Here is a 14,747-nt window from a genome sequence, read left to right as displayed (position 1 = left end):
CGCATGGCAGAGTGATCGGTGATGTCGCACGCACCAGGTACCCGCCGCAGTCACTCCCGTATGCCGCTCGTCGCCGCCGCACGGGGGGAGTCGCCCGTCCGCCGCCCGGTCTGGTTCATGCGGCAGGCCGGTCGATCGCTGCCCGAATACCGGGCGATCCGCGCCGAGATCGGAATGCTCGAGTCGTGCTTCGACCCGGATCTCGTCTGCGAGATCACCATGCAGCCGGTCCGCCGCCATGACGTCGACGCGGCGATCCTGTTCTCCGACATCGTGGTGCCGCTGAAGGCGGCGGGGGTCGATCTCGACATCGTCGCCGGTACCGGCCCGGTCATCGCCGCACCGATCCGCAGCACCGCCGACGTCGCGGCGTTGCCACGTCTGGATCCGGCCGCGGTGGGTGCGGTCGCGCGCGCGGTCACCAAGATCCTCGATCAGCTCGACGAGACCACCGCACTGATCGGTTTCGCCGGTGCCCCGTTCACCCTGGCCTCCTACCTCATCGAGGGTGGTCCGAGTCGTAACTACGTCCACACCAAGGCGCTCATGCGCTCCGACCCCGACACGTGGCATGCGCTGATGGCCCGCCTCGCCGACATCACGATCACCTTCCTTCAGGTGCAACTCGACGCCGGGGTCGACGCCGTCCAGGTCTTCGACTCGTGGGCCGGTGCGCTCTCGGAGGCCGACTACCGCACCTTCGTCGCGCCGCACGTCGATCGCGTCTTCGCCGAGCTCGCCGAATACGGTGTTCCCCGAATCCATTTCGGTGTCGGCACCGGTGAGTTGCTCGCGGCGATGGCCGAACCCGCCGACGTCATCGGCGTCGACTGGCGGGTCCCGCTGGAGGAGGCGGTACACCGCGTCGGGCCGGGTAAGGCGGTGCAGGGCAACCTCGATCCCACCGTCCTGTTCGCCGGCCCCGCCGTCGTCGAGCAGGAGATCCAGCGCGTCCTCGACGACGGCCGCCGGGCCGTGGCCGCGGGTGCGGCCGGCCACATCGTGAACCTCGGTCACGGTGTGCTTCCCGACACCGATCCCGACGTGCTCACCCGCGCCGTCGAGCTGATTCACACCCTCTGATGCCGGCGCGGGTCGCGATCGTCGGCGGGGGAGTCTCCGGCCTGGTCGCGGCCTACCGGTTGCGTCGTGCGCTCGGCGAGGACGCCACGATCGACCTGTATGAGCAGCGCGAGCGGCTCGGCGGCGTGCTGCACACCGTCGACGTCGCCGGGCAGGCCACCGACGTCGGAGCCGAAGCGTTCATCGTGCGCCGGCCGGAAGCTGTCGCGCTGGTCGACGAACTCGGTCTGGCCGATCGGGTCGTCTCGCCGACGCCCCGCCGCCCCGCGATCTGGGCCGGCGGCCGGCTGCATCCCATGCCCGCTCCCGCCCTGATGGGTATCCCGGCCACGGCAGAGGTGATGGCCGGCCTCGCCGATCCCGCCGACCTCGCCCGCATCGCCGCCGAACCCGACCGCGCCCTGGCGTGGCGGCCCGGTGACGACGTCGCTGTCGGCGATCTCGTCGCCGACCGGTTCGGCGCGTCGGTCGTCGCGCGCAGCGTCGATCCCATGCTCGGTGGCGTGTACTCGTCGTTGGCCGCCGACATCGGTGTGCGCGAAGCTATCCCGGCGCTGGCCGCGCGACTCGACGCGGGTGCGCCGAACCTGTCGGCGGCTGTCGGCGGGCTGCTCACCCCGGTCGGTACCGGTGGCCCGGTGTTCGGGACGCTCGTCGGTGGCTATCGGGTGCTCGTCGATGCGCTCACCGCAGCCGCGCGTCCGGCCTCGCGCACCGATCGACAGGTGGTGGCCGTCCACGCCGACGGCGATCGGTGGCGGGTGGGCACCGAGTCCGGAACCGACACCGACTATGACTGCCTCGTTCTCGCTGTTCCCGCATGGACGGCCGCCCGTCTGCTCGCCAAGACCGGCGGTGAGCTCGTCGCCACCCTGGGGGCGGTCGAGCCGGCGTCGTCGGTGGTGGTCTCGATCGCGTTGACGCCGGGCACGGCTCTGCCCGATCACTCCGGCGTGCTGGTGGCCACCGGAGAAGATCTGCGTCCCAAGGCATTCACGTTGTCCTCCCAGAAGTGGGCGCACGTGGGCGGTGACGGTGCGCCGGTGTCGGTGCGCGCCTCCTTCGGCCGCTACGGCGACCCGGTGGCCGATCCCGCCGACGATCCTGGCATCGACGAGTCCCTACGGTCGTGGGCGCTGACCGATCTTGATCGGATCTGTGCCGACGCCGGAGTGGCCGCCCCCTCGGCGCACGTGCTCGAGGCTCGCGTGCAGCGATGGGACGGCGGGCTGCCCCGGTACGCGCCCGGACACCTGGCCCGGATGGCCGGGGTCCTCGCCGCGCTGCCGCCGCGACTCGCGCTGGCCGGCTCCTCCTACGCCGGGGTCGGCGTGCCGGCCTGCATCGCAACGGCCGGTCGGGCCGCCGAGGTGATCCTCGCCGCTCTCGGCTGAGGGTCGTGCGGGCCTTCCGACCTGGGTGTCGACGGCCCCGCCCGCGGTGGCACCATGGGGTGCATGAGCCGCTTGGACTATGCCGCACTGAATTCGACGATCCGCTATCTGATGTTCTCGGTGTTCGCCGTGCGCCCGGGTGAGCTCGGCGACGAGCGCGACTCGGTCAAGTCCGAGGTGACGGACTTCTTCAAGTCCCTCGAGGACTCCGACGTCGTCGTGCGCGGTGTGTACGAGGTGTCAGGGATGCGTGCCGACGCCGACTACATGATCTGGTGGCACGCGGAGAAACTCGAGGATCTGCAGGCCGCCTACAACCGATTCCGACGCGAGACCCCGCTGGGCCGGGCAAGCGATCCGGTGTGGAGCAACGTCGCGTTGCACCGTCCGGCCGAGTTCAACAAGAGTCACGTCCCGGCCTTTCTGGCCGGGGAGGAACCGGGCAACTACATCTGCGTCTACCCGTTCGTCCGGTCCTACGAGTGGTACCTGCTGCCCGACGAGGAACGCCGCAAGATGCTCGCCGACCACGGCATGGCCGCCCGTGGCTACAAGGACGTCCGCGCCAACACCGTCGCGTCGTTCGCGCTCGGCGACTACGAATGGCTACTCGCCTTCGAGGCACCGGAGTTGCACCGCATCGTCGATCTGATGCGCGATCTGCGCGCCACCGAGGCCCGCATGCACGTGCGTGAGGAGACGCCGTTCTTCACCGGACCCCGCGTCCAGCCGGGCGCCCTCGTCGACGCGCTGCCCTGAGCGCGCGCTGACAACGCGGTAGTCCGAGGTCATGTACGTCCCAACCGGTTTCGCCCTCTCCGACGAGGAGATCGCCGAGCTTCTCGGTGACCCCGGACTGGCCCAGCTCGTGTCGGTGGGTGCCTCCGGTCTCGTCGTGACGCCACTGCCCCTGATCTACGACCGGCCCAACGCCCGGCTGCTCGGGCACATGGCCAAGGCCAACCCGCATTGGCGCGAGGCCGCCACACAGACCGAGTCCGTCGCGATCTTCGCGCTGTCCGACGGCTACATCTCACCGTCGCTGTATGCCACCAAGGCCGAGACCGGCCGGGTGGTGCCGACCTGGAATTACGAGACCGTGCACGCGCACGGGCAGCTCCGATTCCACACCGATCGCGACTGGCTGTACCGGCAGGTGTGCGCGCTGACCGATCTGCACGAAGGCTCACGGGACCAACCGTGGGCGGTCACCGATGCACCCGCGGAGTTCGTCGACAAGCAGCTGTCCGCCATCGTCGGGGTCGAGCTGTCGATCACTCGGTGGGAGGGCAAGGCCAAGATGTCGCAGAACCAGCCCGAACGCAATCGGGACAGCGTTATCGAGCACCTGTCACGCTCACCGATCGCGGCCGATCAGGCCATGGCTCGCCGAATCGCGCGCCGGTCCGCCGACCGGCGGGACCGTTAGGCCCCGCCGTCCTCCGGTTCGAGTGTCAGGCTGATGGAGTTGATGCAGTACCGCAGGTCGGTGGGGGTGTCATAACCCTCGCCGGCGAACACGTGGCCGAGGTGGCTGCCGCAATTGGCGCACAGCACCTCGGTGCGGCGCATGCCCAGCGAGTCGTCGGAACGCTCGATGATCGCGTCGCCGGCCAGCGGCGAGAAGAACGACGGCCAGCCGCAGTGCGACTCGAATTTCTGCTCGCTGCGGAACAATTCGTGTCCGCAGGCCCGGCAACGGTAGACCCCGACACTTTTTGTGTCGGTGTACTCGCCGGTGAACGGCGCCTCGGTACCTGCTTGGCGCAGAACCCGGTACTCGGCGGGGGTGAGGCGCTCGCGCCACTGGTCATCGGTGAGATCGGCCAGTTCGGCGGGGTCCTGCACGTCCTTGCGGGCGGGGGTGTCGGTCATGATTCCACCGTACGAGCTGCGGCCACCGCCCGCCAGCACGGTCGGCCGGATGATCTATCGGGCTGCCGACGGGGTCGGCGCACCGACCTGTTCGCGCTGATCGTCGGCGGGCGATTCCGGCGCGGAGAAGTCCCGCCAGCCACCGGCCACGCCGTCGCGACGCATGTCCAGATATCGGAACAGCAGCGAGCAGAACACCGCGATCATCAGCAGCGACCACCCCCAGGTGACCTTGTTGTATTCGAGCTGTCTGCCAAGGGCATCCCAGCGCACCGAATAGAACGCGTCGAAGGTGAAGCAGCCGTAGACACCGAGCCAGGCCGGCCAGTTGCGCATCGGTGAGCCCGGGATGAACACGGTCATCAACAGCGGGAACAGCAGCATCGAGTAGTAGCCCTGGCCCAGTGAGCTCACCAGGAAGGTGGTGCACAGCAACACCCCGGACGACGTGGCGAGCCAGAGCAGCTCATTGGTGCGGCGGTAGTAGCGGTAAAGGAACCACAGTGCGAACACCGCCATCAGCGTGAACGCGATCCGCAGGAGCAGCACCAGCCAGTCGGCGACACCGAAGTACGCGCCGTTTCCGCCGATCGAACTGTTGTAGTAGTCGCGGGTCTCGCCGAGGTACGGCACCGTGCGCGTGATGAACGACATCGGATCCGCCGACACCGGCCACGCCACCAGATTCAGCACCACCGGAATCCCGATGGCAGTCACCAGGATTCGCCATCGACCCACCAGTAGCGGCAGCAACAGCAGGGGAGCGAGCACCGGTTTGACCGCCAGTGTCAGCCCGATGGGCACGCCGGCCCACCAGTCCTGTCGGTGCAGCATCAACATCAGGAAGCCGAGCAGGCCCAGCAGCACGAAGGCGTTGAAGTTGGTGAAGATCAGTGTGTGCGCGACGGTTTCGGTGCTGAAGAAGAAGAACAGCACGGTCGGCATCACCCAGGTTGTGGCGCCGAAGCCGAACAGTCGGGTGATGAGGTAGGCGCACAGGATCAGCACGACGACGCTGACCGCGATGAACAGCCACCGCGAGCGTTCCGGGTCGATGACCGCCAGCGGGGACATCAGCAGGGTTCCCGACGGCGGATACAGATAGTGCGGATCGACCGTGTTGAGGTTCTCGCCGTAGACCGCCCGGCGGTTCAGGAACGCCAGGGCGGCGTTGTAGACCGGCTTGAAGTCGTCGGTGCGGTCACCGTTGACCCCGAGGATCACCGACCGCTGGAAGATCATCATCAGGGTGATCGGCCACAGCACCATCGGGATGATGCGCTGAGCCGGCATCTGCGGGTAGAGATACCTGTCGAGAAAGGCCACCCGCGAACCGTACTACGCGCGTGGTGCCGGTCTCGACCGGCCGGTGGTGGTGTCGGTGCGGGGCGGCGGCGGGGTCAGCTCGGGCAGCCTCGTTCGGACGGGCCGCCCAGCGGTGCCGAGGCGACGTACTCGGCGACGGCATCGGCGACGCAGCTGCTGCGGGCGAGTGCGGAATAGCCCAGACCGTTCCAACTGACCGTCACCGGTGAGGTGGACGCGCGGGTGAACAGTGCGCCGAGGGCGTCGGCGCCGGTGCCGCCGTTGATCGGGTCGCCCGGGTTGTCCAGGACCAGTGGTGCGACCGGGAAACCGGTCGGTGGAGCCACCGCCTCGCCCGCGGCCCAGCCGTTGCAGCGCATGAGCGACAGCGCGGCGTCGGTGCCGGTGAGCGGATTGTCCTTGGACCAGGTGGTGATCAGGCCGCCGATCTCGTTCTGGCTGACCGGCCCGGACACGTCGTTGCAGTCGCCGACGATCTGGCCGTCGGTCAGGCGCAGGGATTGTGCCTGATCGGCGAGGCCCGACAGTGCGCCGGTGTCGCCGCGATCGGCGGCGGCGATTGCCGAGGCGACGCCACCGATGCCGTCGGGTGAATTGGCGGCCAGTGCGAGCCCGGTGGTGATCCCGGCGAGCGCCTGGGTGTCCGAGAGTGCCCCGAGGTCACCGCTGCGTCCCTTGGTCAGGACGTCGGCGATGGTGGCGGCGCCGCCCGAGCCCAGGGCGCATGCGTTGCCCAGCGCGGCGCAGCGTTGGGTGAAGGTGGTGAGTGCGGCTTGGACCCCGGTGGCCGCCGCGGCGGCGGTGTCGCGGGCGTTGGCGCCGAACGGGGTGGGGGTGTCGAGGATGATGCGCCCCGACCGGCCGCCGTAGAGCGCGGTGTAGCCGATCACGACGTCGGAGCCCTCACCGACGCCGATCAGACCGAGCTGGGGAACGTTCCATCGCTTGCGCAGGGTCTCCAGGTCGGAGGCGGCGGCGCCGATGCCGAAGGCCAGCTGGTCGGGGGCGAGGGTCTCGGTGCACGCGTCGGCGGCGTCGGAGGCCGCCGACGCCAGGTCGCCGATGCGGCGATCCTCGGACGCTCCGCGGGTCAGGCCGTTGTCGGCGTAGGTGGCGCGATCGGCGCGGGTCAGACAGTCCAACGGAGTGCTCTGCGGGATTCCGCGCCGATCCACGGCCACCACCGGATGTGTGTCGAGCAGGCTGCGGCCGGCACCGGAGGCCAGCAGCAACAGTGCGCGCGAGGACGGCATGTCGGTCCCGGAGGTGAGGACCAGGGGTGCGGCGTCCGCGGGCGTCTTGGGCGAGGTGATGCGGGTCAGGGCGAGGGAGAGCGTCGTCTGCGACCGGTCCGGGTCGACCGGGGAGGCCAGCGTGGCGCACTGGACGGTCAGCCCGTTCGGTGCGGGGATGCCGTAATCGCCGGAGACCTTGGCCGCACAATCCTGCCACGGCAGGTCGTTGGCCGGGGCGCGCAGCTCCGGTGCCTTCGCCGGGGTACTCGAGGATGCGGGCGCGGACTGACCACCGTTGCCGCCACCGCCGGGGACCAGGGCCGGACCGGGATCGGGGCCGATGGCGCACGCGGAGATGCCGATCGTCACCGCGGCCACGAGAGCCGCGACGGACACGCCGGACCGTCGCCACGGCCTGCCGGTGTGCGTCGGTGTGATTCGTGCCGGTGCGGTGTGCGACCGTCCCCGGAACACCGGGCCGCGTCTTGCCAGGGCCATGACGGCGAGCGTAGCCAATCGGTCAGCTCGCCCGGGTCCAGCGGGTGTAGACGTACCCGTCGTCGTCGGAGAGGAGATGGCCCGGGCGCATCTGCGCGAGCTCGGGCAGGGCGGGACCGGTGACAATCCGCGCGGTGTCGCCGGCGACGATCGTCGGGCTCGTCGTGAGGCACAGTTCGTCGAGCAGATCCTCGGCGACGACCGCTCCGAGGAGGCTGGGTCCGCCCTCACAGAGCACGCGGGGCAGCCCGAGCGCGGCGAGGTGATCGAGTGCCCGACCGATATGAACGGCCTCGCTGCCGCAGTCGACCACCGTCGCCCCACGATCGGTCAATGTGCGACGACGCTGCGCCGGCGCGTCGGAACAGGTCAGGACCACGGTCGCGGGATCGGCCAACGGCGGATAGTCGGGGTCGATCGACAGTGAATTGCTGACCACAGCCAGCATCGGGGCCGGCGATTGGCCCTGGTCGGCGCGCATCGGCCCGAACGCCTCGTCGGGAGTGGGTTGCCGATATCCCTCGGTCAGCGCGGTGCGGGCGCCGACCACCACGATGTCGGCGAGCCCGCGCAGGAGGCGGAAGATCGCCCGGTCGCCGGGGCCGCCGAGCCCGCCCGAACGGCCCTGTACCGAGGAGGCGCCGTCGACGGAGGCGACCATGTTGGCGCGCACGAACGGGCGATCGAGCGTGTCGGGGTACGGGTAGAAGCGCGCGAGTTCGCGCAGATTCTGGTCCTCGTCGGGCGCTCCGGATGTGACCTGGGTCGCTTTATGCTGGTAGAGCATCATTCCTCATGGTCGGCAGTGACTAGGCTGCCCTCCATGGTGGCACGTCTGTCTGACCGGAACCCGGTGGTCTCTCCCGAGCAGCTGATCGAGGAGATGGTCCCGCCGTCCACCTTCGACGCGGTGAGCTTCGACTCCTACATCCCCGACCCCAACGAACCGTCACAGGCCGAGGCGGTCGCCAAGGCCCGTGACTTCGTCGAGCGGGCCAAGAAGTCGCGCAGCGGCAAGAAGGGGTTGTTCTCCCGCAAGCAGACCTCGCAGGGGGTGGGCCTCTACCTCGACGGCGGTTTCGGCGTCGGCAAGACCCACCTGCTGGCATCGATCTACCACGCCATGCCCGCGCCGAAATCGTTCGCCACGTTCGTCGAACTCACACACCTGGTGGGCGCCCTGGGCTTCATGAACGCCGTCGAGCGCCTCTCGGAGCAGAACGTGCTGTGCATCGACGAGTTCGAGCTCGATGACCCCGGGGACACGATGATCGTCTCGCGCCTGCTCACCGAGCTCACCGCCAAGGGCGTCTCGATCGCCGCGACGTCGAACACGTTGCCGGGCCAGCTCGGCGAGGGCAGATTCGCCGCGCAGGACTTCCTGCGCGAGATCAAGAAGCTCTCTGCGATCTTCGAGACCATCCGCGTCGACGGCCCCGACTACCGACACCGCGACCTGCCGCCGGCACCCGAGCCGCGCTCGACCGAAGATCTCACCGCGCTGGCCGACTCGACCGAGGGCGCGACGCTGGACGACTTCGACGAGCTGTGCGCGCACCTGGCCAAGCTGCACCCGTCGAAGTACAAGGAGCTCGTCGACGGTGTCTCGCTCGTGTGCATCAGTGGCGTGCATCCGGCCAAGGACCAGTCGGTGGCGCTGCGCATCGTGGTGCTCGCCGACCGCCTCTACGACGCGAACATCCCGGTGACGGTGTCCGGCGCCAAGCTCGACGAGATCTTCACCGACGAGATGTTGGCCGGTGGCTATCGCAAGAAGTACCTGCGCGCGACCTCACGTCTGTTGGCGCTGTCGCGGTTCGCCGAGTCGGCGGTGTGACAGTAAGGGTCCGACACAGGCCGTGACGGAAACCGCATTGGAACATTTCTTCATCTTTGTTCCAGTGTGTCGTTGACCACACCCCGCCGACGTGGCTAGCATGACAAGGGCCTGGGTCCACCGACGGGGAAGAGGTCGAAGGCGTTGCAGAACAAGGATTTCGAGCACGCCGAGGCCGCTGTCGACACCTTCGGTGAGTCGTCGTCGGACGCGGCGTCCGCCGACGACTTCTACGATCTGCCCACCATCGCCGAGCTTCTCGAGTCGGTGCGGGAGTTCCTGCACGGACAGGTGATGGCAGAGACATCGGGCAGTACCCGATTCCACGCACGTGTCGCCGGCAACGTGCTGGCCATCGTCGAACGTCAACTCGCGGCCGGTGCCGAGCCGGCGCAACGCTTCCGCGCCGACCTCGCCACCCTCGGATGCGCCGATGCCACCGAACTCGTCGCGGGGCTACGCGAAGGACGATTCGTACCGGAGGACCCGCGGATTCCCGCCGTTCTGCGCGCTGCGGTGGAAGCCAAACTGCGCGTGGACAATCCCTCGTTGATCGGAGATGCATGACCTTCGAAGTGCCCGAACACGTACGCCCACTGCGCGATGAGGTGTACGAGTTCATGGTCGAACTCGTCGAGCCGCGCGAGCCCGAACTCGACGTGGGCGGCGCCGACGCGGACGCGATCATGGCCGAGTTGCGCGCCGAGGCCAAACGCCGAAACCTCTGGGCACTGGGGCATCCCACCGAGATCGGTGGTGGTGGTCTGCCGTTCCTCGACTACGTTTACGTCAACGAGGTCCAGGGCCGTAGTGAGTACGGGCAATTGGCGTTGGGGACCTGGACCCTGCAGGACTCGATCATGCTCAACCGCCACGCGTCCGCCCGGTGGCGTGACGCCCACCTCGAACCGCTTGTGCGGGGCGAGATCTCGCCGAGCTTCGGGATGACCGAACCCGACGTCGCCGGATCCGACCCGACCGGACTGCGCACCACCGCGGTCCTTGACGGCGACGAGTGGGTCATCAACGGCCGCAAATGGTTCACCACTGGCGCCGCCCAGGCCGCCTACACCACCGTGATGTGCCGTACCGAGCCCGACGCCCCCGGCCATCGGGCGTTCTCCATGATCATCGTGCCCACCGATCATCCGCGGTACCGGATCGTGCGTGACACACCGGTTCTCGGGTTCTCCGGGCATCACTTCGAGGTCGACTACGACGACGTGCGGGTGCCCGCGGAGAATCTGCTCGGCGAGCGCGGCAATGGTTTCGTCATCGCGCAGGAGAGGCTCGGGCCCGGTCGCATCTTCCACGCGATGCGCTGGCTCGGTCAGGCACAACGGGCCTTCGACCTCATGTGCCGCAGGCTGATCGGACGCAGCGCCTTCGGCGAACCGCTCGCCGACAAACAACTGATGCAGAAGCACGTGTTCGACTCCTACACCGAGATCCAGGCAAGCCGTTTGCTGACCCTCAAGGCGGCCGAGCAGATCGACCGCGGGGAGCAGGCACGCGTGGACATCGGGGCGGTCAAGGTCTTCGGTGCGCACATGCTGCACAACGTGATCGACCGTGCCGTACAGGTGTACGGGGCGGCGGGCGTCACCGACGACACCCCGCTGGGCAAGATGTATCGCAACGCCCGCTTCGCGCGGATCTACGACGGCGCCGACGAGGTGCACATCTCCACGGTGGGGCGGCGCATCCTCACCGAGTACCGCAACGGCGGGAACTGGGAGTTCGGACTGCGCTGAGGAGGCTTGTCTTTCGCCTCATCCGATGAGCGACAACAGCTCCCACTCGTTCTCCGACACCCGGCGGCCGATGGCGGCCAGTTCCACCGACCGGCTGGTCCCCGTGCGGTGCCGTTGGGTCTGGTGCAGGCAGATGATGCCCCAGCGCAGCGTGCCGTAGACCTGCCACCAGAACAGCGCGTCCCGGTCGACGCGGGCTCCGCCGGCGGCCTCGTAGGCGCCGATGAACTCGTCGAGGCCACCGAGCCCGCCGACCATTGCCGCGCCGCCGAATCGCCAGGCCTTCACGCACATCCAGCCGACATCCTCGAGCGGGTCGCCGATGTGGGCGAGCTCCCAATCCAGAACCGCGGCAAGCCCATTGTGGTCGACGATCACGTTGCCGATACGGAAGTCGCCATGGGTGACGGTGCGTCCGGCGGTCGGGGGTCGGTGGCGTTCGAGCCAGGACAGTGCGAACTCGAATGTCGGAAAGACCCGGTCGGCGGCGTCGAGTTCGGGACGCCAGGAGGCCAGCGGATCGTCTTCGGGCAGCCCGGGAACCGCATCGACGTCGATCGAGTGCACCGCCGCCAACGCCGCCCCGAGCTGACCGGTGAGCGCGGCGCGTGCGCCGGCGAATTCGGGGTCGCGCAAAATCTTTCGCGGAATGGTTGCGCCGTCGATGTGATTCATCACGACGAAATCACCGCCGATGTCGGCGTGGTCGACGCCCTCGGCGATCACCGTGGGCGAGGGCACCCCGACGGCACCCGCGGCGCGCATGAGTGCGGCCTCGCGCAGCAGCGACGACGCGTCGCGTCCCCCCGGTGGATCGAGGCGCAGGACCAGCCGTCGGGGTTCGCCGTCGATCGTCGCGACGAATGACCACGTCTGCCGGGACGCCCCTGCCGGAATACGCACGAGATCATCGATCTCGATCGATCCCGCACCGGTGGTCTCCCGGAGAACGTCGGCCAGCCCCGCGGCGACCCGGTCATCGGCGTGTCCCGGGTCGGGGTCGGGAGTTGTTGCGGCAGAGGAGGACATTGGTCGAGTCTAGAGTCCGGCGCGACCCCGGCGACCCGAATCGGGCGATCAGCGCGTCAGACCGGTCCGGCTCAGGCGTCCAGCGGTCGGCTCAGCACGGGTCGGCTCAGTACGGGTCGGCTCAGCACGTAATCGTGTTCGACGCTGCCATTGAGGTCGAAGGTCTTCACCCCGGCACGGGTGAATCCCATCTTGGCGTAAAACCGTTGCGCCCGAGCGTTTTCCTGATTGACGCCCAGCCAGATCGACGCCGCGCCGCGAGCCCGGGCACGTTCGATTGCTGTCTCCATCAACAACCTCGACGGCGACTGCGTGCGACCGCGCGCATGATGATCGGGCAGCACGTAGATCTTGGAGACCTCCGAGGACGGTCGATCGGTGATGACGGCGGCGACGTCGGCGTCGGTGGGTTCGCGGTGATGCACGAGGGCATAGCCGACCGGGATGTCGTCGTCGGTTCGCGCCAGCAGCACGTCGGACTCGGGCGCGTCGATGTACCGGGCGAAGTCGGCGGGGGCGAGGTTGTCGCGGATGAATGCGGCGATGTTCACCGGGGCCGAGTGTGGGGGACAGGCCAGTGGAAAGGTAGCGGCGGCGAGCGCGGCCACCTCGTCGGCGAATCGGCGATCGGTGACCAGTTGCACGGTCACCGTCACGGGTTCTGGTTGGGCAGACACCGGCCGACTTCTCCTCTCGGGTGCGTGAGATGTACCGAACGCCATCGGGTCCGGGCACCACGCAACCCCTTGCGCGGCTTCTCCGCGCAAGGGGTCGACTTGCTCAGGCTACTTCTTTCCGCAGGTGCAGTTCTCGCCGCACTTGCAGTCCGGGCCGCAGGTGCAATCGGGATTGTCGCAGGCGGGGGCAGTCATATTGCTCATCATGCATACAACCCTAGACCGCGGTACGAGCTGCGACTAGGGGCTTCCGTCGGGTGGGACTGCCACCACGAGGTGCACCTCCGGAAACCGATGTCCGGGTCCGGGGCGGGAGACGGTGCGCCACAGCTCGACGAAGCCGGCGTCGACGAGCGCGCCGGCCAGCGTGTCGGGGTGCCAGCGCCAGGCGAGTGCCACCGCGTGGTCGAACTCGTGTGTCCCTTGGTCATCGGAGCTTTGCGCCGCGACCAGGACGAGTGCGTCCGGTGGGAGCCGACGACGCCAGGAGTCGAGGATCTCACCGACCTCGTCGGGGGAGAGATGGATCAGGCTGAATCGCGCGACCAGTGCGTCGACCCCCGACAGGTCGACGTCGGCGAGGAGTGCGTCACCGTGCCGGAAGTCGATGTGCGGGTGGGTGTCGCGTGCGATCCGCAGCATAGCCGGACTGGGGTCGACGGCGCTGACCAGACAACCCGAGGCCGCGAGATGCGCTGTCACATGGCCGATTCCGCATCCGACATCGACGACCCGTGGGTATTCGACGCGGCTGCGCACGGTATCGATGAAGGACTCGACGACGCGCCGTTCGAGCGCAGTGGTGAAGGCCGTGGGAAACGTCGTGGCGTAGAGCGACGCCAGCACGTCGTAGCCGGGTTGGTCGGTCACTGTGGGGTTCAGTTCTTGACGAGCCCGCCGTCGACGACCAGGTTCTGCCCGGTCACCGCACGCGACCATGGCGAGAGGAAGAAGAGCACCGCGTCGGCGAACTCGCGGGGTGTGGTCACCGACCGCAGCGGCGTGGAAGCGGCGATGGCGTCGAAGACCTCCGCGGGCGTCGCGGAGCTGGCGTCGGTGGTGCGCAGCAGGCCGCCGGAGACCATGTTGACCGAGATACCGTCGGGGCCGAGATCGTGTGAGAGCGTGCGCGTCAGGGCCAGCAGTGCCGCCTTGGCGGCGGTGTAGTCGTGGTAGGGGACCACCGGGTTCTGCACCAAATTCGTTCCGACGGTCACGACACGACCCGCACCGCATGCGCGCAGCCCGGGCAGAGCGGCCTGCACGGTGGTCAGTGCGCCGCCGACGATGCCGCGGAACTGCGCGTCGAGTTCGGCCCAGGTGAGGTCGTCGGCGTGGGATCGCGCGTCGCCGTTGAACGAGTAGTCGGGAAGCGCATTGGCGACCACCGCCGTGATCGGATGATCGAAATGGTGTGTGGCGGACTCGATCATGGAGTCGACGGCAGCTCTGTCGGTGACGTCGGCGGCGATTGCCACCGCCCGATCGCCGATCTCGTCGGCCAGCGCATGCGCGGCGTCGGCGCTCTTGCGGTAGTTGATGACGACCCGCGCGCCCTGCCCGGCGACAGCGCGGACGATCTCGGCACCGAGGCCGCGACCGCCGCCGGTCACCACGACCACGTGCTCGGAGATCGGAAGTGCGCCAGACATGACCATCCCTTCGCCAGTGCGAGCTGGAGCAGGTTCGACGGGTCTGATCTCAACCGACCGATTGCCGGCACCCCGTGTTCGAGAGTCATCAGATCGTATGCGCGCCCGCGAGGCAAGGACCGGGGCCGTGCACGGCTTGCGGCCAGGCGTGAAAAGAAACGGCCGCTGGGGTGCAGCGGCCGTCGTGTCGTTCTGGTGATGGTGCGCGATACAAGGATTGAACTTGTGACCTCTTCCGTGTCAGGGAAGCGCTCTCCCACTGAGCTAATCGCGCGGGATATGAAATTGGTGGTGGAGGTGGCGACGGGAATCGAACCCGTGTGCACGGCTTTGCAGGCCGTTGCCTCACCACTCGGCCACGCCACCCTATGCGAGTTGCCCCGCGCC

At 68.4% G+C, this 14,747-nt stretch carries 15 protein-coding genes, 2 tRNA genes and 1 riboswitch; of the genes, 7 read left to right on the top strand and 10 right to left on the bottom strand.

What is annotated here, in order from left to right; genetic code table 11:
- The first annotated feature begins 21 nt into the window (after positions 1-21).
- From hemE to QNM97_RS12275, 4 genes are all read left to right on the top strand, one after another.
- The gene (gene hemE / locus QNM97_RS12290; protein WP_283822945.1) at positions 22-1,083 is read left to right on the top strand and encodes a uroporphyrinogen decarboxylase; all 1,062 of its coding nucleotides are present in this window, start codon (positions 22-24) and stop codon (positions 1,081-1,083) included.
- Complete coding sequence (locus QNM97_RS12285) at positions 1,083-2,477, top strand: FAD-dependent oxidoreductase (protein ID WP_283822944.1); 1,395 nt, start codon at positions 1,083-1,085, stop codon at positions 2,475-2,477. The genes hemE and QNM97_RS12285 overlap by 1 nt, the downstream gene beginning before the upstream one ends.
- 63 nt (positions 2,478-2,540) lie before the next feature.
- Positions 2,541-3,236 carry a hydrogen peroxide-dependent heme synthase gene (hemQ, locus tag QNM97_RS12280; protein WP_283822943.1) on the top strand — a complete coding sequence of 232 codons (696 nt, stop codon included), beginning with the start codon at positions 2,541-2,543 and terminating at the stop codon, positions 3,234-3,236.
- A gap of 31 nt (positions 3,237-3,267) precedes the next feature.
- A complete protein-coding gene (locus tag QNM97_RS12275; protein ID WP_208791037.1) occupies positions 3,268-3,906 on the top strand; it encodes an FMN-binding negative transcriptional regulator in 639 nt (212 codons plus the stop codon).
- Here the strand turns inward: QNM97_RS12275 and msrB are convergent.
- From msrB to QNM97_RS12255, 4 genes are all read right to left on the bottom strand, one after another.
- Positions 3,903-4,352: a peptide-methionine (R)-S-oxide reductase MsrB gene (gene msrB, locus QNM97_RS12270; RefSeq protein WP_208791038.1), complete on the bottom strand. Its 450-nt coding sequence runs from the start codon at positions 4,350-4,352 to the stop codon at positions 3,903-3,905. The two genes, QNM97_RS12275 and msrB, sit on opposite strands and share 4 nt — an antisense overlap.
- A gap of 54 nt (positions 4,353-4,406) precedes the next feature.
- A complete protein-coding gene (locus QNM97_RS12265; protein WP_283822942.1) occupies positions 4,407-5,678 on the bottom strand; it encodes a glycosyltransferase family 87 protein in 1,272 nt (423 codons plus the stop codon).
- Positions 5,679-5,752: 74 nt separating this feature from the next.
- Positions 5,753-7,411: an alpha/beta hydrolase gene (locus QNM97_RS12260; protein WP_283822941.1), complete on the bottom strand. Its 1,659-nt coding sequence runs from the start codon at positions 7,409-7,411 to the stop codon at positions 5,753-5,755.
- Between the two features lie 22 nt (positions 7,412-7,433).
- Positions 7,434-8,198, bottom strand: coding sequence for a pyrimidine reductase family protein (locus QNM97_RS12255; protein ID WP_283822940.1), 765 nt, complete (start codon positions 8,196-8,198; stop codon positions 7,434-7,436).
- 36 nt (positions 8,199-8,234) lie between these two features.
- Between QNM97_RS12255 and zapE the strand changes: the two genes are divergently transcribed.
- The 3 genes from zapE (at position 8,235) to QNM97_RS12240 (ending at position 11,002) form a co-directional block, all read left to right on the top strand.
- Complete coding sequence (zapE, locus tag QNM97_RS12250; RefSeq protein ID WP_283822939.1) at positions 8,235-9,248, top strand: cell division protein ZapE; 1,014 nt, start codon at positions 8,235-8,237, stop codon at positions 9,246-9,248.
- Positions 9,249-9,392: 144 nt separating this feature from the next.
- Entirely contained in the window at positions 9,393-9,815 is a 423-nt protein-coding gene (locus QNM97_RS12245; protein WP_283822938.1) for a DUF6285 domain-containing protein, read from the top strand.
- Entirely contained in the window at positions 9,812-11,002 is a 1,191-nt protein-coding gene (locus QNM97_RS12240) for an acyl-CoA dehydrogenase family protein (RefSeq protein WP_283822937.1), read from the top strand. The genes QNM97_RS12245 and QNM97_RS12240 overlap by 4 nt, the downstream gene beginning before the upstream one ends.
- 18 nt (positions 11,003-11,020) lie before the next feature.
- Here the strand turns inward: QNM97_RS12240 and QNM97_RS12235 are convergent, their stop codons facing one another.
- From QNM97_RS12235 to QNM97_RS12210, 6 genes are all read right to left on the bottom strand, one after another.
- Positions 11,021-12,031 carry a phosphotransferase family protein gene (locus tag QNM97_RS12235; RefSeq protein WP_283822936.1) on the bottom strand — a complete coding sequence of 337 codons (1,011 nt, stop codon included), beginning with the start codon at positions 12,029-12,031 and terminating at the stop codon, positions 11,021-11,023.
- 71 nt (positions 12,032-12,102) lie between these two features.
- Positions 12,103-12,687, bottom strand: coding sequence for a GNAT family N-acetyltransferase (locus tag QNM97_RS12230; protein WP_283823179.1), 585 nt, complete (start codon positions 12,685-12,687; stop codon positions 12,103-12,105).
- 261 nt (positions 12,688-12,948) lie between these two features.
- Positions 12,949-13,578, bottom strand: a complete 630-nt coding sequence (locus QNM97_RS12225) for a class I SAM-dependent methyltransferase (protein ID WP_283822935.1) — start codon at positions 13,576-13,578, stop codon at positions 12,949-12,951.
- 8 nt (positions 13,579-13,586) lie between these two features.
- Positions 13,587-14,360 (bottom strand): 3-oxoacyl-ACP reductase, encoded by a 774-nt coding sequence (locus QNM97_RS12220; protein WP_283822934.1) that lies wholly within the window; start codon positions 14,358-14,360, stop codon positions 13,587-13,589.
- A riboswitch (TPP riboswitch) is annotated at positions 14,349-14,445 on the bottom strand. It overlaps the preceding gene by 12 nt.
- Before the next feature lie 114 nt (positions 14,446-14,559).
- Positions 14,560-14,634, bottom strand: a tRNA-Val gene (locus QNM97_RS12215).
- An 18-nt stretch (positions 14,635-14,652) separates the two neighbouring features.
- A tRNA-Cys gene (locus tag QNM97_RS12210) sits at positions 14,653-14,726 on the bottom strand.
- Between the last annotated feature and the right edge of the window lie 21 nt (positions 14,727-14,747).

The sequence above is a fragment of the Gordonia sp. L191 genome (assembly GCF_030077625.1).
Taxonomy (GTDB): Bacteria; Actinomycetota; Actinomycetes; order Mycobacteriales; family Mycobacteriaceae; genus Gordonia; species Gordonia polyisoprenivorans_A.
This window is presented reverse-complemented; position numbering and strand designations above follow the sequence as displayed.